Origin of the sequence: Lacinutrix sp. WUR7, from assembly GCF_016864015.1 — a bacterium.
In the GTDB taxonomy this organism is placed as follows: domain Bacteria; phylum Bacteroidota; class Bacteroidia; order Flavobacteriales; family Flavobacteriaceae; genus Oceanihabitans.
Genome location: NZ_CP045067.1, coordinates 1,838,862 through 1,860,545, shown reverse-complemented (window position 1 = coordinate 1,860,545; position 21,684 = coordinate 1,838,862). Strand labels below are relative to the sequence as shown.

19 protein-coding genes and 1 tRNA gene are annotated in these 21,684 nt (G+C 32.0%); 16 read left to right on the top strand and 4 right to left on the bottom strand.

Going from position 1 to position 21,684, the window contains the following annotated elements:
- Positions 1-307: 307 nt before the first annotated feature.
- The 10 genes from metK to FG167_RS08130 all read left to right on the top strand — a co-directional run bounded on the left by metK (position 308) and on the right by FG167_RS08130 (position 10,790).
- Positions 308-1,564: a methionine adenosyltransferase gene (metK, locus tag FG167_RS08175; protein ID WP_203460918.1), complete on the top strand. Its 1,257-nt coding sequence runs from the start codon at positions 308-310 to the stop codon at positions 1,562-1,564.
- A 211-nt stretch (positions 1,565-1,775) separates the two neighbouring features.
- Positions 1,776-1,857, top strand: a tRNA-Tyr gene (locus FG167_RS08170).
- 376 nt (positions 1,858-2,233) lie between these two features.
- Positions 2,234-3,766, top strand: coding sequence for a M20/M25/M40 family metallo-hydrolase (locus tag FG167_RS08165; protein WP_203460917.1), 1,533 nt, complete (start codon positions 2,234-2,236; stop codon positions 3,764-3,766).
- A 66-nt stretch (positions 3,767-3,832) separates the two neighbouring features.
- Positions 3,833-4,240, top strand: a complete 408-nt coding sequence (locus FG167_RS08160) for a nuclear transport factor 2 family protein (protein WP_203460916.1) — start codon at positions 3,833-3,835, stop codon at positions 4,238-4,240.
- Positions 4,241-4,378: 138 nt separating this feature from the next.
- Complete coding sequence (locus tag FG167_RS08155) at positions 4,379-4,813, top strand: universal stress protein (protein WP_203460915.1); 435 nt, start codon at positions 4,379-4,381, stop codon at positions 4,811-4,813.
- A 177-nt stretch (positions 4,814-4,990) separates the two neighbouring features.
- A complete protein-coding gene (locus FG167_RS08150) occupies positions 4,991-5,614 on the top strand; it encodes an outer membrane beta-barrel protein (protein WP_203460914.1) in 624 nt (207 codons plus the stop codon).
- 269 nt (positions 5,615-5,883) lie between these two features.
- Positions 5,884-6,438: a GNAT family N-acetyltransferase gene (locus tag FG167_RS08145; protein WP_203460913.1), complete on the top strand. Its 555-nt coding sequence runs from the start codon at positions 5,884-5,886 to the stop codon at positions 6,436-6,438.
- A 1,310-nt stretch (positions 6,439-7,748) separates the two neighbouring features.
- Positions 7,749-8,522 (top strand): hypothetical protein, encoded by a 774-nt coding sequence (locus tag FG167_RS08140; protein ID WP_203460912.1) that lies wholly within the window; start codon positions 7,749-7,751, stop codon positions 8,520-8,522.
- Complete coding sequence (locus FG167_RS08135; protein ID WP_203460911.1) at positions 8,522-8,782, top strand: hypothetical protein; 261 nt, start codon at positions 8,522-8,524, stop codon at positions 8,780-8,782. The genes FG167_RS08140 and FG167_RS08135 overlap by 1 nt, the downstream gene beginning before the upstream one ends.
- Positions 8,783-9,038: 256 nt before the next feature.
- Positions 9,039-10,790 carry a DUF262 domain-containing protein gene (locus FG167_RS08130; protein ID WP_203460910.1) on the top strand — a complete coding sequence of 584 codons (1,752 nt, stop codon included), beginning with the start codon at positions 9,039-9,041 and terminating at the stop codon, positions 10,788-10,790.
- 318 nt (positions 10,791-11,108) lie between these two features.
- Here the strand turns inward: FG167_RS08130 and FG167_RS08125 are convergent, their stop codons facing one another.
- The 3 genes from FG167_RS08125 to FG167_RS08115 all read right to left on the bottom strand — a co-directional run bounded on the left by FG167_RS08125 (position 11,109) and on the right by FG167_RS08115 (position 15,654).
- A complete protein-coding gene (locus FG167_RS08125) occupies positions 11,109-13,805 on the bottom strand; it encodes a TonB-dependent receptor (protein WP_203460909.1) in 2,697 nt (898 codons plus the stop codon).
- 42 nt (positions 13,806-13,847) lie between these two features.
- Entirely contained in the window at positions 13,848-14,738 is an 891-nt protein-coding gene (locus FG167_RS08120; protein ID WP_203460908.1) for a GLPGLI family protein, read from the bottom strand.
- Between the two features lie 109 nt (positions 14,739-14,847).
- Positions 14,848-15,654, bottom strand: coding sequence for a GLPGLI family protein (locus FG167_RS08115; RefSeq protein ID WP_203460907.1), 807 nt, complete (start codon positions 15,652-15,654; stop codon positions 14,848-14,850).
- A 122-nt stretch (positions 15,655-15,776) separates the two neighbouring features.
- Between FG167_RS08115 and FG167_RS08110 the strand changes: the two genes are divergently transcribed.
- The 6 genes from FG167_RS08110 (at position 15,777) to FG167_RS08085 (ending at position 20,602) form a co-directional block, all read left to right on the top strand.
- The gene (locus FG167_RS08110) at positions 15,777-17,246 is read left to right on the top strand and encodes a sensor histidine kinase KdpD (RefSeq protein ID WP_203460906.1); all 1,470 of its coding nucleotides are present in this window, start codon (positions 15,777-15,779) and stop codon (positions 17,244-17,246) included.
- On the top strand, positions 17,239-17,922 hold the full coding sequence (locus FG167_RS08105; protein WP_203460905.1) for a response regulator transcription factor: 684 nt from the start codon (positions 17,239-17,241) through the stop codon (positions 17,920-17,922). Before FG167_RS08110 ends, FG167_RS08105 begins: the two co-directional genes overlap by 8 nt.
- 33 nt (positions 17,923-17,955) lie before the next feature.
- Positions 17,956-18,735 carry a hypothetical protein gene (locus tag FG167_RS08100; RefSeq protein WP_203460904.1) on the top strand — a complete coding sequence of 260 codons (780 nt, stop codon included), beginning with the start codon at positions 17,956-17,958 and terminating at the stop codon, positions 18,733-18,735.
- Between the two features lie 3 nt (positions 18,736-18,738).
- Positions 18,739-19,353 carry a deoxynucleoside kinase gene (locus tag FG167_RS08095; protein WP_203460903.1) on the top strand — a complete coding sequence of 205 codons (615 nt, stop codon included), beginning with the start codon at positions 18,739-18,741 and terminating at the stop codon, positions 19,351-19,353.
- Between the two features lie 601 nt (positions 19,354-19,954).
- Positions 19,955-20,152, top strand: a complete 198-nt coding sequence (locus FG167_RS08090) for a hypothetical protein (protein ID WP_203460902.1) — start codon at positions 19,955-19,957, stop codon at positions 20,150-20,152.
- 24 nt (positions 20,153-20,176) lie between these two features.
- The gene (locus FG167_RS08085; RefSeq protein ID WP_203460901.1) at positions 20,177-20,602 is read left to right on the top strand and encodes a hypothetical protein; all 426 of its coding nucleotides are present in this window, start codon (positions 20,177-20,179) and stop codon (positions 20,600-20,602) included.
- Positions 20,603-20,635: 33 nt separating this feature from the next.
- On the opposite strand, the gene FG167_RS08080 is transcribed toward FG167_RS08085, so the two are convergent.
- Positions 20,636-21,640: an App1 family protein gene (locus FG167_RS08080; protein WP_203460900.1), complete on the bottom strand. Its 1,005-nt coding sequence runs from the start codon at positions 21,638-21,640 to the stop codon at positions 20,636-20,638.
- Positions 21,641-21,684: the final 44 nt, after the last annotated feature.

Sequence of the window (21,684 nt, the reverse complement as noted above, 5' to 3'; positions counted from 1 at the left end):
CTATTGTAACATCATGGTTATTCCTTTGAACAGCACAGAACATAGGAGTTAATAAGACTTATAAAGTAATAGTTCCTTAAAAAAAGTTAAATTGATACCCATTCCGTTTTATTTTTCTACTTTTGCAGTAATAAAATTAAGAGGAAAAATTTGTCTGATTGCAACCTCTTCAAATTAATTCAGGTATCTATAACAAGATCTCAAATTAAATTTGGAATAAAATGCTAAAGCAGTAAGTTATCCACTTCTCTAGCGACCAAGCAATCCAACAAATTTATAATTAAACTATAATTAAAAATTAGGATTTATGCCATATTTATTTACTTCAGAAAGTGTTTCAGAAGGACATCCAGATAAAGTAGCAGACCAAATAAGCGATGCTTTAATTGATCATTTTTTAGCCTTTGATTCCGAATCAAAAGTTGCATGTGAAACCTTAGTAACTACCGGACAAGTTGTACTTGCTGGTGAAGTAAAATCGAACACCTATTTGGACGTACAAAAAATTGCTCGTGATACCATTAACAAGATTGGTTACACGAAAAGCGAATATATGTTTGACGGAAATTCTTGCGGTGTTTTCTCTGCCATTCACGAACAGTCGGAAGACATCAATCGTGGTGTAGACAGAGCTAGCAAAGAAGAGCAAGGAGCAGGAGATCAAGGAATGATGTTTGGTTACGCAACCAATGAGACCGAAAACTATATGCCTTTAGCTTTAGATCTTTCGCATAAAATATTAATTGAGCTTGCTGCCTTACGAAGAGAAAACAAAGACATTACCTATTTAAGACCAGATTCTAAAAGTCAGGTTACTATTGAATATAGTGATGATAATGTACCACAACGTATTGACGCTATTGTAGTTTCTACACAGCATGATGATTTTGATGTCGATGACGATACGATGTTAGCGAAAATCAGAAAAGATATTGTAGATATATTAATCCCGAGAGTAGTTGCAAAATTACCTGAGAATTTACAAGGGCTTTTTAATGACGATATCAAATACCATATTAACCCAACAGGGAAGTTTGTAATTGGAGGACCTCATGGAGATACCGGACTTACAGGAAGAAAAATTATTGTAGATACGTACGGAGGAAAAGGTGCACATGGTGGTGGTGCTTTTTCAGGAAAAGATCCAAGTAAAGTAGACAGAAGTGCTGCCTATGCGACAAGACATATTGCTAAAAACCTAGTTGCTGCAGGAATTTGTGACGAAGTTTTAGTACAAGTAAGTTATGCTATTGGTGTTGTAGAGCCAATGGGAATTTTTGTAGATACGTACGGAACTTGTCCGTTTAACATGACCGACGGTGAAATTGCTAAAAAGATTTCTGAAATTTTTGACATGCGACCATCTGCTATTGAAACTCGTTTAAAATTAAGAAACCCAATCTATAGCGAAACAGCTGCTTACGGACATATGGGAAGAATTAGTGAAACGGTAACTAAAACTTTTTCGCAACCAAATGGAGATGATTTAACGGTAGACGTGGAATTATTTACTTGGGAAAAATTAGATTACGTAGATAAAGTGAAAGCTGCCTTTGGGTTGTAATAACTACTAACATACCATTTTTAAAACCGTTACTATTTTTAGTAGCGGTTTTTTTATTGCCAAATCTCAGACACTTTTCTTTGTAAACAATTAAATAACAAAGACATAGCAATCGTTACTTTTTGGCGAAAAAAATTATTCATAAATTTTAAAAAAAGTGCAAAAAATATAGTTGTAAAACAGTAAAACTTAAATATATTTGCACTCGCTCGGGGAGATACTCAAGCGGCCAACGAGGACAGACTGTAACTCTGTTGTTTTTAACTTCGTAGGTTCGAATCCTACTCTCCCCACATTTATACGAAAAGCCTTCTTACATTTAAGAAGGCTTTTTTGTTTCTAAAAAACAGCTACATTCCTTCCTACTCTTATCCTTTAATCACGAACAAAAAATACTTTTACAGATTAAAAATCAGGTATTTACACGCTAAAACACTTTTTGAAGTTATTGTATTTTTAAACATTGAAATGTTCCATTTTATAAAGCCATGTATTATAAAAAACATAACATATTCCATATATGGAGCAGGAGTTTCTGGTCTTTATACCACTTAAAGATTGCTAAAAAGATAAAAACGAACTAGCGAACCAATGAAAAAAACCTCTATTTTAGAGAAGGTTTTTTTTAAACACTGGATATAAAATCAAGTAATTCAATAACTTATAATTATGAAACTAAAAACGAGTATTGTCTTATTCCTTTTTATAGGACTTTCTATAAACAGTTATTCGCAAGTAACAAGTGCCAAAAATATCTTATCTGAAATTCGTAATGCAGGATTTAAAAATTCGGAAGCTATGTATAGGATAAGTACGTTTACCGACATTTACGGACAAAGACTTACCGGAAGTAGAGAATATTATAAAGCAGCGAACTGGATTTCTGATGAAATGAAAAAAGTAGGATTGGAAAACGTTCATTTTGAAAATTACTGTTCCAATTGTCGCGGGTGGAGTATCCAATCTTTTAATGTAGAAATGATTGCTCCAAACTACATGCATATTTCTGCCTACCCTTTGGCAATGTCTAAAAGCACAAATGGTATTGTTTCCGGTGAAATAATAAGCATAGAGCGTTTTTCGGATATGACTAAAGTGCAAAAAGAATGGTCCGGAAAACTAAAGGGAAAAATAATCCTTTTAGGAAAAGAACCAAAAAAGAAATCCCTATTAGACACCATTGAATTCCGATATTCCGATAAGAAATTAAAACAATTAGAGCAGCAAGTAACTGCTAAAGTAAAAACAGCCCTGTTACCAGAACTATTTGATAAATGGGAAATTGAAGATAAAATAAACGAACCCTTCCTTAGATTTTTAGAAACAGAAGGAGCTTTAGCGATATTAAATACAGAATCTACATATTTAGGTATTTTACACCCTAAAGAAATTTATTATTATAAGGATAGTGACCTAAAACCTTTACCTTATTTTACTATTATGCCGGAACATTTTGGTAGGTTATACCGAATGGCAAAATTAAACACACCAGCAACCGTACGTATTAATTTACAAACTGAATTTTACAATGAACCCGAAAACAATGTAAACATCATTGGTGAAATCACTGGTAATGACGCGAAATTAAAGTCGGAAAGCATCCTACTAGGAGCACATTTTGATTCTTGGCATGCAGCAACAGGAGCAACAGATAATGGCGCAAACTGTATTGTTTTAATCGAAGCATTACGCATTCTAAAGCAAATAGGATACACACCCAAAAGAACGATTAAGATTGGTCTTTGGGGAGGAGAAGAGCAAGCATTTTTAGGATCGGCTGCGTATGCTAAAAAACATTTTGGTGCTTTAGGTGAAAAACCAAACACAGCATCTACAAAAGTATCTGCTTATTTAAATTTAGATAATGGCGCAGGATTAATAAGAGGGATTCATCTGCAAAACAATGAATTGGCAAGACCTGTATTTGAAGAAATATTTGCACCAATTTCTAATATAAGCGAAGGTGCCATACATATAGACAACACACTTTCTACAGATCACGAAACCTTTGATCATTACAATATCCCTTCTTTTCAATTTATACAAGACGCTTTGGCCTACAATACTGCTACGCATCATACCAATTTGGACTTTTTAGAATACGTACATGAAGATGATGTTATGAAAAATGCGGCGATTTTAGCTTGGACCATTTACGTCTTAGATAACAGGAAAGAAAAAATTCCTAGAAAGCAAAAGTAATACGTAGCTATAAAATCATGTCCTACTAGGTATTAAAAAAACAGACATCTAATTAAAATAAAAATCATGAAGACAAAACAAAACATGCAAGTCATTGACACGTTGTATAACGCTTTTGCAACGGGTGATATGCCCACCGTTCTAGGATTGATGCATCCTAAAATGGCATGGAACGAAGCCGAAAGCAATTCCCTTGCAGATGGCAACCCTTATGTTGGTCCAGATGCTATTCTAGAAGGCGTTTTTGCACGTCTTGGCACCAACCACGATCACTTTGAATTACAAGATGTAAAAGTGTACGGCATGCAAAACAACATGGTATTAGCTACACTCCGCTATGATGCTAAAGTAAAAGCAACCGGAAAGAGTTATAATGCACAAGCCGCACATCTATGGACGCTTAATGACGAAGGAGACATTATTCATTTTCAACAGTATGTGGATACGAAGAAGTTGGCGGATGCTGAAGAATAGTTTAGGAATGCATTGCTTCATGTGTAAATAAAGAATAAATTCAATAACTTTAGCTATCCATTTCTTACCAAATTCAAGTCCAACAAATACATTAGTACTAGATGTATTTAAAAGAGGTGTGTAATAAAAATTAGAGATATGAAAAACATTTTAGTTACCGTAGACTTTCATGACAATGAACAATTACTAATAGATAAAGCATTGCAACTGGCTGAAAAATTTGACTCCAAAATATGGTTCATACATATTGCTGCTCCGGATCCCGATTTTGTAGGTTACGATGTTGGCCCACAATACATACGAGATAACCGTGCCACAGAATTGAGAACAGAACACAAACAACTTGAAGCATACGCAGAAATGTTTAAGAAAAAAGGAGTGGATGCCGATGGTTTACTGGTACAAGGAGCAACCATAGAAATGATCATGGAGGAAGCTAAGAAATTACATATAGATTTAATTATAACTGGCCACCAGGAACATAGTTTTCTTTATAAAGCATTTTTTGGAAGCGTCTCTAGACAAATTGTAAAAAAATCTAAAACACCAGTACTTATTGTTCCTTTAGCATAAAGGAAAAACGAATACGGCATAATACATCGTGTATCCTAAATGACACAAAGCTTTCTCTTTTAGAGGTGCTTTTTTTGTGTATAAAAAATACGTAGAAGTACGTATTTTATTTAGCTTTTGGAAGTTGTAGATTTGTTTACAACGACTTGTGCAACATGAACAAAAAAACGAAAATTAATGAAAAAAGCGAATTACATTTTACTACTTACTTTCATTTTGACCTTTAATTTGACACAGGCTCAAGATGAAAAAAAATCAAAGTTTGATCTTATTGGTTATGGAGGAATTGGGTACGGAATTGTGGAAAACGATAACGAACCAAATTATAATCTGAGTAGCAACAGCGGAGAATTACTTTTGAATTATAACCTAAATCAAAAATTCGGAATCGCTACTGGAATTGGAATGAATGAATTGTCAGGTAATGGATTTAATTCTGTTGGCAACTTCTACCACGAAAGAACATTACTAAAAGTTCCGTTATTATTTACTGTTGGTTCTAAATTATCGGAAAAATTTAGAGTATTTGGGAATTTAGGATTTTACGGACAAACCATCCTTAAAGATGAATATCGTTTTCTAAATGACACTCAAAAAGACATTTATGACGGTTGGAATTTTGGTGCACAAATTGGAATTGGTTTTGTATTTGATATGTTCGACAATTTTAGCGCAGGAATTAATTATAATGGACAATCAGATTTTAGTCAATTTGAGTCAAATAATAATTCTGGAATAAATGACAATCAGAAAATGAAAAACCTAAACTCCATCGGAATTATATTAATGATTGCATTATAAAAACGTTGCACATATAAAAAAATCACACTAAAGCTTAGCCTGTAGGGGAAACCGTAAGGTTCTTGATAAGAATAAAATTACATTTGAATTGATAAACAAACCAAAAATACGCAGAAGTACGTATTTTATTTAGTTTAGGGAATTTGTAGGCTTGTTTACAACGATGATACAGGATATATAATAGTACATCTACTATAACCAGATTTACTTACTGGGTATTATTAATAAAAGTTATTATATAAGTAGTTGTAGCCAATAACACCAACCATATGAAAAAATCAATAATTATTCTGACAACAATTATTTTATTTGTGCTTCCACAAATAGTTATCTCTCAAAGCAACTCATTTGTACCTGCGGATTTTAAAGTCCCTGATACACTTGAGAATCAACAATTCAGAATTAGAATGCTGACAGTTAATGACGTTGTAAAAGATTATGACGCGGTTATGACAAGTCTTAGCCATTTACAAGAAATGTTCCTTCCAGTATGGAACTGGCCAACAGAGGATTTATCATTCGAACAGGATTTGATTGATTTGGGATGGCATCAAAAAGAGTTCCAAATGCGAAGTTCGTTTGCGTATACTGTTGTAAGCCTTGATGAAAGTCAAGTGCTTGGCTGCTTATATATTGAACCTTCTAAAAAGGCTGATTTTGATGCTGAAATTTATATGTGGGTACGACGAAGTGAGGTTGCAAACGGACTTGACTCAATTCTGTTTAGCACAGTAAAGAAATGGATTGACAACGAATGGACTTTTAAGAATCCTGCATATCCCATTAGGGAAATAAGTTTAGAGAAATGGACGTCCATGAAATAAATAATTACTGGCTATAATTCATTGTGGTTTTGTGCCACACCAAAATAAAAGTATAAATCAACGGCTGATTTCTCAGCGGAATAGTCCTGCGGATGATTCCACAACGAAATCATAGCCGAGACCGTTAGTAATAATAAAACAAACAAGATGACAAAAATAATTACTAAGAATAATAGCACCGTTAAAAGCTTATCATTAATAACAAATTCAAAAATTTACAATACAGTTAATTTTGAAAATTAAGCAACCATACCTTTTATGGTTTTTAAAAATAAACGTAACAGCAACAATATTAATATGGTTTATTTCAAGGTTTAATCTTTTTTTAATAAGTAAAAAAATAGGAAGTCTAATTTATTTAATTCCTAGTGCATTAATTTATAGTATAATTATTTTGACTATAGCATATTTGTTAAGGAATAAAAAAAGATTAAACACATTGATTTACGGAATTATAGTTTCAATTTATGCAATAACATTAGGCCTATTATTCAATATAATATTTCCTCTTTGTAATGGAAATCTAGACATGCAAATTGGACATACCATTATGTTCTTTGTAATAATTCTTTTATTAACTTTTTTTGTTATAAAACTTAATATGAAATTAAAAAAGAGTTATAAATGGCTTATTACATTTATGCTTTTTGGGATAATTCATTTCTTAATAATATCAATGACTTATCATTTAAATTATATTAATTTTTATGAATATATTTTTAATAGTATATTCTGAAAAAAATGCGTAGTCTACCCAAGTATATAAAAAATAGCAGTTAAGAGTTAAACTTTAAGTTTGTTTCTTTTCTGCTATCTTCGTTTTAAACCGAAAAACAGCATATATAAATCTGCTGCTTTCCAAGAACTGTGTTAAAAAACAAGTAATTATTAATTTAAATTATTTAAAACACTTCTATAGTTTCCATCATATTTCATCCCCGATTTAGCTAAGGCAAACGCCTGTTTTAAAAGCTTGTTACATACAGCGCCCCTTACAAAACACACAAATTTCTGATACACAAAACCTTAGCACACATAAAAAAATCACACTAAAACTTAGCCTGTACGGGAAACCGTAAGTTTCTTGATAAGAATAAAATTACATTTGAAATATTAAACCAAACCAAAAATACGTAGAAGTACGTATTTCATTTAGTTTTTGGAAGTTGTAGGTTTGTTTAGCACGACTTTATAGGATATAAGCAACGGTAAACTAACTATAATATGTTTTATTTATTGGATATTATTAATAAAAGTTACTATATAAAGAGTTGTGGGTAATTTTAAAAAAAAACGAAAAACTAACATAAATGAAGAAAAAATACTTTTTATTGATAATTCCTTTATTGGTTGGTTATCTCGCAGGTTTATACTTTCCGATTACAATACTACAACCTCACTATTCAGATACAGAAGTTTTAAATAAGTCGGAATATTATAGATTTATAATTTCTATAATTTCTGCAGTAATCACATTTTGTGCTGTAATGGTAGCACTTTTCAAAGACGATTTGAGAGAATATTGGAAAAGACCAAAACTATCTTTCACAGAACCATCACAAATGACAGTTGAAGATTTGTTATCAAATTCACAATCTGGTTCGTCTAATGATAATCTACTTGCCAATAGATATATTTCAAGAATTGAGATAAAGAACGATGGGAATTTACCAGCAATCAACACAGAAATATTTTTAGAAAAATTAGAATTTAAAGAAAAAGGCTCAACTATAGTTCAACCAATAGAATGTTATGGAAAACCATTTGAATGGAATGGAACTGAATCAACATCTATGGTTTTACCAGTTGGTTCAAAAAAGCTTATTGATTTGATTATAATAACCGCACCAGAAAAAGTATCCACACCAGACTCTCAAACTATTAAAACACCTTCAAAAATTATAATTGGAGAAATAGAAAGCAATAAAGAACAACTAAAAGGAATTTGGTACGCTACTTTTGGGCTATATGCACAAAATCATAAACCAATTTCTTTTAAAATTGAGATGGAGTGGACAGGCATTTGGAAACCACGACTAACTGAATTTAAAACACAGTATCAAATTAAAAAAGTTGTAGCGTAATGAAAACATATCTAATACAATATAACGAATCGGACAGGTCTATTTTTGAAAATAGAGTTAAAGTAATTGGAGAATGGGTAAAATATTTCTCTGATAATTGGATTATTACGACAGATTTGACACCTAAACAAATTTATGATAAGTTGACAGAAGGATATGAAAACAAAAGTATTCTTATCATTGAAATTAGTAATACAAATTATTATGGAAGAATGAACACTAAAGTCTGGGATTATCTCAAAGACAGTCGAAAAAAATAAAAAACCACCCACAACAATGTACATAAAACATAGCTATCATAGGCTTTCCGAGAGGTTTGTGTGAATTTGCAAAGACCGCCAAATTTTTAAATTTGACTTTTAGCAAAATAAAGATAAAAAGAAAAATTTAAAAATTCGGCTCGTGTATAATCCGAAACGAAAGCGTCTTTTTATACGCTACGTTTCATATACGGAGACGTTAGGTGCAATATGAGAAACCGTATATCAATCAACATTAAAGGAAGACAAAAAAGTTATGAATATAAAACCTAAAGACAGAAGTATAAAATCATTATTAATATCAGGAAGTCAATTTTCAATACCAAGATTTCAAAGAGAATATTCTTGGGATAAAAAAAACTATCAAGAATTTATTGACGACATGTTAAATTGTTTAGTACTAAAAGATGAGAAATTGGAATCCAAAAGCTATTTTTTAGGAACAATGCTTTTTATTGGTGATTATTCTGAGACAGGTGATAAAGATCAATATATTTATGTTGTGGATGGACAACAAAGAATAACAACTATTACAATTTTATTCTCGGCTCTTTCTGACAGGTTTCGTAGTATCAATGAAGATGTCCTTAGCGAACAAGTTTTTAGATACATAATGACTCAAAATGATGATGGAGATGATATTAGAATCTTAGAAAGTAAAACACATTACCCATACTTTTCATTCTACATACAAGATAGAATAAAGAATGATGCACAAGAAACATCTACTGAAGAAGAGGAATGTATTAAAGATTCTTTTAATTATCTATACAATAGATTAGAAGAGAAGAACCTTAGAGCATATTTAAAGAAAAAGATAGGAAGTGAACAAGTTGATCAGTTGAAATATGTTGATATACTAAAAGTAATTAGAGATCAAGTTTTAGGAACAACCTTTATTTCTATTTCAACACCAGACAAAGAAAATGCCAACATGATATTTGAAATCCTAAATGCAAAAGGAAAAAAATTATCACATGTCGACTTGATTAAGAACAAAATATTTGAAATTGTTGATGAAAAAGGTTCTGCAGACTATGCAGAAGTAAAATGGGCAGAAATAAAGAAAATTTTAATATCTCGGAAAGAATCTGTTGGTTTAGCTACATATTACAGACATTTCTGGGTATCAACATATAAAAAATCTTCTGGAACAAAATTATATGATGATTTCTTAAAAGAAGTAAAACCAAAAACAAAAGATAGATATAAACAATTTCTGTTAGAGATTGAAGACAATGCAAACGATTATATAAAAATTGTAAACCCTAGAAGAGAAGATTATGATAACCGAAAAGAATACTTTTGGTTAGTTCAAAGTTTAAATGTTTTAATGAATTATTTTAATATAGTTCAAGTTAGAATTGCTTTACTTGCTTTATTTAAAGTAAAAGAAAAAGGATTTATTTCTACTAAAAAATTTAAAGAAACAATAATCTTCTTAGAAAACTTCCACTATGCTTATAATGCGATTACTTCAGGAAGAGCAAGTCGTTTCGAATCAATTTATGCTAAATTCTCAATTAACTTAAGGAAATGTGCAAGTAAAACTGAAGCACAAAATAAGATTGATGAACTACTAATTGAACCTTTAAATAAATTATTTCCCGACTTTGAACAATTCTCTAAAGGTTTTACTTCCTTAACATTTACTAAAAAAGCAAAGCCAAGTAATGTTAAGACAAAATATACTATACAAAAGCTAAATTCTTTTTTTGAGAATGAAGAAGTTTTTTCTGATCTAGGAAGTATTGAGCATATTGTTTCTGAATCTACAGGAGGAAATACTTTCAATATTGGTAATTTAATATTATTAGAAGAGAAACTAAATGGTAAAGCAGGAAACCTAAGCTATCTTGAGAAAAAAAGCATCTATAAAAAGTCTTCTTTTACTTGGATGAATCAATTTGTAAATGACAATGAAACATGGGAAAATGATCAAATTGAAACTAGAGCTGATCAATTAGCCAAGAGATATTACAAAGACATTCTTGGCAAGGAAATATAAATAAAAAACGCAACCTAACATCCGTATATAATCAATAAATATTTACCCACTAAAATTCCGTTAAACAAACAAAAAAAGCCTTCTCTATTAAAGAAGGCCTTTTTTTTGCGTTAAGGATGGAAGTGGTATCCTTTTGTTTTTACAAAAGATTTAACGTACAGCCTGACGCTACGTAGCTTTTCAGCGAAGTAGGGTAACGCCCGAATCACAATAGAGATTTTGGTTCTTTTGTGAGATTACTTTGTTGCTCCGCTTCTCGTAATGACAGATACTGTTCATAATTACGGATGCTTCATGAGATTTCCACCTGCGCAGGAATTAAAGATTGTACTTCACACTAAAAACAACATAACGTGGTTGTATGTAATATTCTCTATTACTCACCGAAATGTTTCCTGTGTTACTCTGACTTAAACTTTGGGTGTCTAATAAGTTAGTTGCCCCCACTACGTATTCCCAAGAACTATCAGTTTTTTGATAGGTTAATGAAGCGTCTAAAAAGCTATATTTATTTAGAGAAATTTCTTTATTTCTAAAATCGTAATAACTGTATTCGGTAACAAAACTAAAGTCTTTTAAAATCAAGGCATCCAGGTTTATAAATGGTCTGTGCGTGTAAAACTGCGTGTTATTGTTTCCTTGATCATTATCATTGATGGTTAAGTCATACCCTAATTCTACGTTTGGTGCATTCTTAAAAAAGGTACTTACTCGAGAACCATAGGTTTGTGTAAAGCTTTTATTTTTACTTAAATTCCCGCCTACAAACTGACTAAAGGTTGCCCAACTCCAAGATCCAGAAAGGTTTGCTTTTATTTTTCCGAAACGGCGTTCAAAACGTCCACGAGCAGAAAAAGTTTCGTCTGCGAAATCGGAATTAAATGGTGTGGAAGTAGCAATCACACTTTCAAAATCGGTGCTATTTCTTATTCCATCGATATTTTTAGAATAGTTTAAAAACCCGAATACGTTGGTATAATTAAACATATTAAAACTAAAATACGATAGGTTTAAATTATGTGACAACGAGTTTTCTAATTCGCGATTTCCAGAAAACAACGAACTGTAATTATTCATAATTAAACCTTCTGCCAATTGTGTAACATCTGTAAAATTGGTTTGCATAGAATAACTCAGGTTTAGATTTTCGCTCTTTTTAAGTTGTAAACGAATAGTTGCATCTGGTAATATTCTAGCAAAACTGTTAGAATTTGTAGATCCGAATTGCGTATCCTTAGTATTGTAAGCATGTGCCGAAAAACCAGGTGTTAATGTAAACTTTCCTGCTTTTAAGTTATAATGCACGCCTACATAAGCATCACTAAACGTATAATCTACATCGTTGGTATTAGTACCATCAATTGGTGTTGGATTATATTGAGAACCATCATCTAAAATTTGAAAGATCTCCGAATTGAACTTCTGGTTGCTATATACCAAACCTACGGTATAATTAAGATTACTCTTTTGGTTAAGTACATTCCAGTAATTTAATTTGGCATCTAATTTATTGGACTTTACACGTTTGTTTTGTGCAGCATCATAAGCGGTTTGTGCGTTATCATATCCTAAAGCACTTGCCGTGTTAGAATAGGTTGCTTTGTCTTCAATAAAGGCATTGTAAAAAGGATCTTCGTCTTGTAGTAAATGTTGTGCTTCTAAAGAGAAAATATTGTTTTCGTTTAAGGTATAGTAGTAATTTAAATTCTGATTAATACTATAAGGTGTTTGCTCTTCTATTTGATCTACTTGTCCTAAAACAGAAGAATTGAAAAAACGATTTTGTGTTTGCTTAGACAGCCTTCCGAAGATATCATAATCCAATTGATTATTTGCATCTGGCTTATATACTGCACTTAATTTTAGTAAACCTAAATTACTTTCTTGCTGTGTGTAATCGGTAGTAGACTCGTTTGGAATATTCAGTTCATCATCGGTATAGGTAACTTCATTATTCTCACGAATTGCGGTTTTGGTTCCGGAGAAAATCCCGAATCCGCTAAACGTTAATGCTTTATTTGGCGCATGGCTAAAGTTTGCTGCAGCGAATTTAGTATCGATACTTTCGGCTTTATTATTGGTTGTATTTAAAAAACCTAAACTATTATCCCCTAAGCTAATATTGGTTCCACTACTCTGACTTAGGTTTCTAAATCCTCCAGTAAAATTAAAATAGTCTCTACGTGTAAAGGCTATTTCTCCTGTATTATTTAAATCTCCAATAAAATTGATACTTGTTTTCGGACTGTAGAAAAAGAGTTTGGGTTGCACTTTGTACAATCCGTCATCACTTGCAATTCCTGCTCCAACCGTAATATCTCCAAACCAGAATTTATCTTTTCCTTCTTTTAACTTTAGGTTAATAGCAATATTATCTTGGTTGTTGGTTACGCTACTTAATTGTCCAACTTCGCTAAAGTTTTTAAGTACTTGTACTTTATCAATAGCATTCGATGGAATATTTTTTGCCGCTAATTTGGTGTCTCCGTCAAAGAAATCTTTACCATCGACCATGATTTTAGTAACCTTCTTTCCTTCTACTTCAATCTCACCATCGTCGTTGATTTCTACTCCTGGAAGTTTCTTTAAAACATCTTCTAGTTTTCTTTCGGTTCCTGTTTTAAAAGAATCTGCGTTATATACAATGGTATCTCCTTTCACGGTTACCGGCATTTCATAGACTAGTTCTACTTCGTCTAAGGTATTATCATCTTGTAATGTATAATTTCTAGTAAGGTCTTCTTCTTTGGTACTAAAAAGGTCTTCGGTAGTTTTCATACCAATATAACTCACTTGAATTTGGTAACTAGCATTCTTCTCTAAAGACAATTTATAACGTCCGGCATCATTGGTAATTCCGTAAGAATCTAATGCTTTTGTTTCTTGATTTATGGCAACAACATTGGCAAGTTCTAAAGGGTTACCAATACTATCTTTCACTATCCCTTCTATTCTAACTTGGGCAAAAGTGGTGCTTGCTACTAAACAGATTAGTAGCGTTAAAAGGTTTTTCATTTTTAAAATTTAAGGTTGGTTTAAATGGAATATTTTACTGGATTAACGACCTCTTCCTGTACGTCCGCCTCCACGACCACCGTACATTTCGCGCATTTCTTCCATTTTCTTAGTAACAATTTCTGTGTATTCATCTTTGGTAACTTCTTTACCTTTAGATGGTGCGTTGATGCTTTCTTTTTCTGTAGGATTTAAAACAATTTTAGTACATAAAACAGTCGTTCTATCTGCGCTAACTTCTAGTATTAAACCTGGAAGTCCCCAATATTCTCCCGGACCTTGGTTTACTGGAATTTGCATGGTGTACCAAGCAGTAACTTCAATTTCTTTTGGCACTTCTTTTTCTTCCACTGGCTTGTCTACCTTGGTAGAATCGCCTTTTTTATCTGCTGTTTCTTTATCACCACCTCTTGGTCCTGGTCTAAAACTTGCAAAACTCATTTTATCTACAGGTTTCATTGCTGTAGCTTTCATAGCCATATACTGACCAATTTGCTTGGTTTCGCCAGTCATTTTCCATTTTAATTTTGGTAAGGAATCTACTATTAAAAACTGCTTTCCAAAAAACTCTTGTTCTTGTAATAACTGATTGTTTTGTACATTTTTATATTGCACACCTGCAACAAAACTAGCGCCAAAACCTCCAAAACCTCTACCTTGAGATCCTCCTGGAGCAGCTAATTGTTCTTCTTCTTTATAAATAGATTCCGTTTTATTAAACGTAAGAGTGTATGATTTTTCAAGAAAGCTTTTCATACGATCCATCATTTGCTTTTTTCTGTCTGGCGACATGTCTGGACGACCAAAGTTGTCCATATCTACAGTAGTTTTAGATGCGTAATACGCTTTCCCTTGAAAATCTTGTTGCGCATAGGTTGCTGCTACAGAGAAAAACAGGATGCAGATAATAGATAGTTTTTTATACGTTTTCATTATGGAATTATTTGTAGTTTTTGTTTTATAAAATTAGGTTTAATAATGACAGTAAGACTTTAAAAACAGAAAAACGTTTAATCCGCAAATGTTAAAGTATTCTTAAAGGTTATCCCCCAATAATGATAACATTACTTCCATCCTTTTTTCTAGACTGCATACGATCCATCATTTCCTTGTTTTTCTTCTTCATGATTGCATCAAACTTTTCTTGGGAAACCACTTTTCCTTTTTTAGGCTCTTTAATTTCAAGACTTTCTTTAGGATTCATTATAATTTTAGAACATATTAAAGTGAGGGTACCATCATTAATTTCTAGTATCAACCCTGGTAAACCATGAAAATCTTGTGGCCCATTATTCACTGGGATTTGTGGTGTGTACCAGGCTGTTGTAATTCGTTCTTCTTTCACCGTTTCTAAACTTCCATCTATAAAAGATTTCTTTTCTACTTCTTCCGAAATCGTCGCTTTATAACAGGTATATTCGCCAATACTTTTGGTTTCATTCACTAATTTCCAATTGTAATTCTTTAGACTGTCTTTTACCAAAAACTGCTTATCAAAAATATCAGATTCTTCTACATACCTATTCGCTTTCATGTTTTTATACAGCACATCCAAACTCGATTCTACCGTAATTTTAATTCCGCCAGAAGAAGGTGCAGGAGTAGCAAGTTTTTCATTTTCTTTATAGATAGATTCGTTTCTAGTAAAGGTTAACGTGTACGCTCTTTGCATTTGTTTTTGAAGCTGTTCCTGAATTTGTTTTTGCACGGCATCACTCTGGTTATCATTAGATTGTAAATCTATTTTTCGGTAGGATTTATAGGTTGCTATGCCCTTAAAATCTTGCGCTAATACGGATTTTGAAAATACCATAAGCAGAAAAAGAATGCATGTGTTTCTAAATGTCATAACTTGTGTTTTTTGATTAATACGCCACAAATATGAAACTATAAATACCTTTTAATAGTTAACGAGTGTTAACTAGTGTTAAGCGATTGGTTTTATAGGGTTTTTACTTATACATTTGAAATATGAATACAAAAAAATACCATTGGATTCTATATTTAATCCTAACTACTATTGTGCTAACCATAGCGGTACAATGCTATTGGAATTACAAAAACTATCTTCAAAACAAGCAGCATTTTAGTAATAATGTACAAACGAGCTTAGACAATGCTTTAGATGCATATTATGCAGATTTAGCAAAATCGAATAAACGTATCACCTTTTTTGACAGTGAAACTAGCAACATTAATATTGACACAGAACCACATAAAAATGCAGATTCCCTATTTCTTGTGCTTGAAAAAGAATACAAAGAAAAATTAGGAGAAGACATTACTGGGTTTACGCAATTACAAGATTCTAGTAGTGGATATACCTTTTTAAAAGAAGGCAATACCACCAAACAGATAAAAGTAATTTGGGATAAAAAAGAAGCCGACAGTTTAGAATTCACGAAAAATATTTCTTCCATTTACATATCTATACTTGAAGACACCTTAAACTTCTCGAAACTAAACCCTTTAATTACAAAAGAGTTACAACGAAAAGAAATAACAATTCCGTTTACGTTAAAACATTTTAAAAATGACAGCATTGTTAACACGTCTAGTAAAGCTATTGTTCCTATTGATTATTTAACTACTACCTCGAAATCCAAGTTTTTAAAACCGAATGAAAAAATCACGATGGCATATCCAAATGCCACAAGTATTATTTTAAAAGAAGGATTATTAGGTATGTTATTATCCTTCGTATTAGCCTTATCAATCATTTCAAGCTTGTTCTATTTATTAAAAATCATTAAACATCAAAAGCAACTAGCAGAAGTAAAAAACGATTTAATAAGTAATATCACCCACGAATTTAAAACGCCAATTGCCACTATTAGTGTTGCCTTAGAAAGTATTAAAAATTTCAATGCCAAAGAAGACAAGGAGAAAACTTCTAATTATTTAGATATTTCTACCAACCAATTAGCCAAGCTAAATACCATGGTGGAAAAATTGTTGGAAACAGCCACGTTAGATAGCGACAATTTACAATTGGTAAAAGAGAATCAAAATATTAAAGATTTATTGCAATCTATAGTAGATAAACACCAATTGCATCTAGATAATAAAACCATTAATTTTGATGCTAACACAGAAAACATCTTCGCATATATTGATGTTTTCCATTTTGAAAATGCCATTAATAACATAATAGATAATGCGATTAAATACGGCGGCGATAAAATCACAATACAATTAGAGCAAAACGCACAATCCTTTATTATTCGTGTATCCGACAACGGAAACACCTTAACGAAAGCCTATAAAGAAAAAATATTTGAACAGTTTTATCGCGTTCCAAAAGGGAATATTCACAATGTAAAAGGCTTCGGAATCGGTTTGTATTACACCAAGAAAATTATAGAAAAACATGAAGGAACGATTCAATTAGACTTAGAAAATAAACAAACAACCTTTAAAATAACACTACCTAATGCATAAACCAATCACCATATTACTGGCGGAAGACGAACCTGCTTTAGGACAAATCATTAAAGAAAGTTTAGAAACTAGAAACTTCAAAGTATTGCTTTGCGATAATGGCGAAACCGCCTATTCTACCTATAAAAAAGAACAACCTGAAATATTGGTTTTAGACGTTATGATGCCCAAAAAAGACGGCTTCACTTTAGCAAAAGAAATTAGAACAGAAGACGATACCATTCCTATTATCTTTCTAACCGCAAAATCACAAACACAAGATGTGGTAGATGGATTTACAATTGGCGGTAATGATTATCTAAAAAAGCCATTTAGCATGGAAGAACTTATTGTTAGAATTCATAATTTAATCGATAGAACAAAAGTTCAGAAAACAGCCCAAATACTTCCTATTGGCGATTTTACATTCCACTTTCCAAAACAAACACTTCAATATAAATCGGAAGCAACGGTGCAGCTTACACATAGAGAAGCTCATTTACTATTTCATCTTATAAAAAACAAAAACCAAGTACTCGATAGATCCTTAATACTAAATAAGCTTTGGGGAAGTGACGATTTTTTTAACGCAAGAAGTATGGATGTTTTTATTAGCAAACTCCGAAAAAAACTAAAACAAGACAAATCGTTACAAATATTAAATGTTAGAGGTTTTGGCTATAAATTAATTTGTTAAAAAGTGGTTCAATTTTTGTACTTTTCAAGTCCTATGAAATATATACTCCTTTTTCTGTGTTTAACTGTTATTTCTGTTCGTGCCCAAAACACGATACCAACTACATTTATAAAAGATACCACGTTAACCAAACAGCAAATTGTAGATATTGATAATTTTGGAACGCAATATTACATTCAACAAAACGTATTTTATAAAAAGAGCAACACCAAGTCTAGCAATTACAGCAATGTACAATTAGGAGAAATTACCTCAGCAAATGCATTTAATCCCTTAAAAATAAATGTGTTTTATAAAGATTTTAATACGGCTATTATTTTAGATAATCGCTTAGCCGAAATTTTCAAAATAGATTTCAATACCACAAAACCATATAAAAGTGTCTCGCATATTTCGACAGGAAACGATAATACGCTCTGGATTTTTAATCAAGATACCCAACAATTAGAGCTGTATGATTATAAAGCCAATAACACAAGAGCCACAACATTACCTGTACAATCTGCTATTTTAGACCTAAAAAGCAACTTTAATTTCTGCTGGCTTTTAACCGAAAACTACATCTACAAATACAATTATTTTGGCAGCCTAACGCAAAAGATTAAAAACGAAGGCTTTACTGCCATTGAAGAAGATAACGGAAACCTGGTATTAAAAAAAGAAAATGCACTTTACTTTTTAAAGAAAAACACCGACGAAATACAAGAAATTAAAATACCAAATTTGTTAATAAATCAGTTTTTACTAACCAATGAAACCTTGTATATTTGCCAATTGGAAATCTTATCTAAATTTCAACTAAAAACTAAATAATATATGCACGTTGCTATAGCAGGAAATATTGGTGCTGGTAAAACCACGCTTACAAAATTACTAGCCAAACATTATAAATGGGAAGCCCAGTTAGAAGACGTAGTAGATAATCCTTATTTAGACGATTTTTACAATCAAATGGAACGTTGGAGTTTCAACTTACAAGTTTACTTTTTAAATAGTAGGTTTCGTCAAGTTTCCGATATTCGTGAAAGCGGTAGAGACATCATTCAAGACAGAACCATTTACGAAGACGCACATATTTTTGCACCAAACTTGCACGCTATGGGCTTGATGACCAATCGTGATTTTGAAAACTACAAATCGCTTTTCGATCTTATGGAAAGTTTTGTAGAAGGTCCAGATTTACTTATTTATTTACGTAGTTCTATTTCTAACCTTGTATCGCAAATTCACAAACGTGGTCGCGATTATGAAAACTCGATAAGCATCGATTATTTAAGTAGATTAAATGAGCGTTATGAAGCTTGGATTACGGGATACAACAAAGGAAACCTTTTAATTATTGATGTAGATAATCTGGATTTTGTAGATAACCCAGAAGATTTAGGATTTATCTTAAATAAAATTGACGCAGAAATAAACGGATTATTTTAATCTAGAAATTATTTCTAGATTAACCAATCAAAGTATAAACGAATGCTTGGTTAGCCAACCGAAGCTTTAGCGAAGGTTGGGCGTTACCACAAGGGTCCGCTATTCACTGTACCTGCCTGCCGGCAGGCAGGTCTTTTTTACTTGTTCTCGATACTATTTGCTCATGCTTCACAAATCACTCGAACTGACATAAAAAGGATGCCGTTGCTATCGCTAACGCAGCAGGATTATACATAAAAAGAGCTACGCCTTTTATAACAAACCATCCGCTTTTTTGTTACAACAAAAAACCACCTTCCTTTAGCTAAAGGAAGGAGCTGGAAATATTACTAATTTCAGCAAACCTTTACTCCATCCTTTTTTTCTTGTTTTTACATTACGCAAATAAATAACTTTTATTCACGAAGGAAACTGCACTGCTATTTTCATACAAATATGCCGATCAGGAACATTACTATCCTTAATTAAAATGAAAGGTAAACCGCTTCATGCCGACCTACTATCCGACAATAAAAACCATAAAAATTATAGGATTACTATAGATTATAAATGGTTATGTTTAAAAACCAACACTTCTAATCCATAGAATTACAGAAAACGTATGACCTCCATAACCTACTTATTCTTAGGATTTATTACAGCCATAATTGGCGCACTACCATTAGGAACCACTAATGTTGCGGTTATTAATACCACCATAAAAGAAAACATTCAAAGTGCTTTAAAAATTATCTACACAGCAGCTTTAGCCGAAATCATTTTAGTAATAATAGCCCTTCAATTTAATCTGCAAATTTAAAACTTTATTAGCAATAACATTTGGATGCAATTTGCTATTGCATTACTATTATTAGTCGTTGGAATTATTCTTCTTTTAGGAAGAAAGGAATGTATTAAAGATGAAAATGATGAGTGTATTATTATAAAAAAACGATTTAACCTTTCGAAACAAATGCTAGGTTTCATCTTAGGTTTAGTGAATCCAACCGTGTTGATTTATTGGATTTTGGTTATTTCTTTTTTAAACAAAAAAATGCTCTATTTAGATATAAGCATGGCATACGTATTATTGATTCCGTTCCTCTTTGGTATTTTTTCCGGAAAAGTAATTACCTTATTTGGCTATGGAAAGTTTAGTCATAGACTAAAAATTAAAATGAAAAACACCACCACAAAAATCAATCGAATAATTGGGGTTTTATTAATAGCTGCTTCTCTTTTTCAGTTTGCTAAATTATTTTATTCTTAAGGTACAGGTACCAAAATCGCAATCAACGTTCGCTTATTTTATAAACTCATTTTCACGAGCATGTTTAATGGCTTGCGCACTACTTTCTACTAATAAAGCAGGCGTTGTTTTATAATTCTCCAGCAATCCTTTTACTCGAATCATTTTCTTTTTGTGCTTTACACTGCGTAAATAAATCGCTTTTATTCGTCCAGGAAACAACTCGGCTATTTCCATATAAATATCGGGATCATGCTCACCACTATCGCCAATTAAAATAAAAGGCAAGTCTGGATACGTTTTTAATAAGTTTAAAATTTCCTTTTGCTTCTCTGGTTTATCATTGGCTTTTTTGCGTTTCAAAATATCTTTAAAACTTCGTAATAAGATAGGACCTTTAGGGAAGTTGTTTTGCTTCAAAAACAATTCTAAATAGCGATATAAATTCCACGGACTATGGCTAACATAAAATATGGGATTGGCATTTGCTCCAGATTTCCCACGATGTAATAAATGATAAAAATCTGCAGTACCTTCCAAAGGCAAACGCATTTTTGCAGATTTAAAAAGGGTGTTATAAAGTACACGCCATTTTAAAGTAGATACTACTCCGGTATGTAAAATAGTATCATCAATATCACTAGCAACACCAAAATCTACTTGACTGGAAGGTATAAGTATTTCGGCAGGAAACCGATTATCCTTTTGTATGTTATGTTTCATCCCAATAGGATTAAAAGCAACTTCACAATGCAACCAACCTTCGACATTAGCCATAGCTCTTAAACCTACCACATCAGCTTTTACTTTAAAATAACCATGATTATCACTAGTGGTTTCTAAAACAGTTCCATTTGGTAAGGTGATACTAATGGCTACATGTTTTATTTCGTCGCTTTCTAAACGTTTCCAACTGTTGGCTAACAAACTACAAAAACCCTGTTGTTCTAGATCTATAGATTCATCTTGCAAAGCTCTTCCACGTAAATAAAAGTGCGTATCCGTTCCGTAGCTTTGAAAAGCTATAATTTGAACCGGGTCTCTTTTAAATAATTTCATACCTATTATATTACCTCAAAATAACAAAAAACCACGCATAAAGC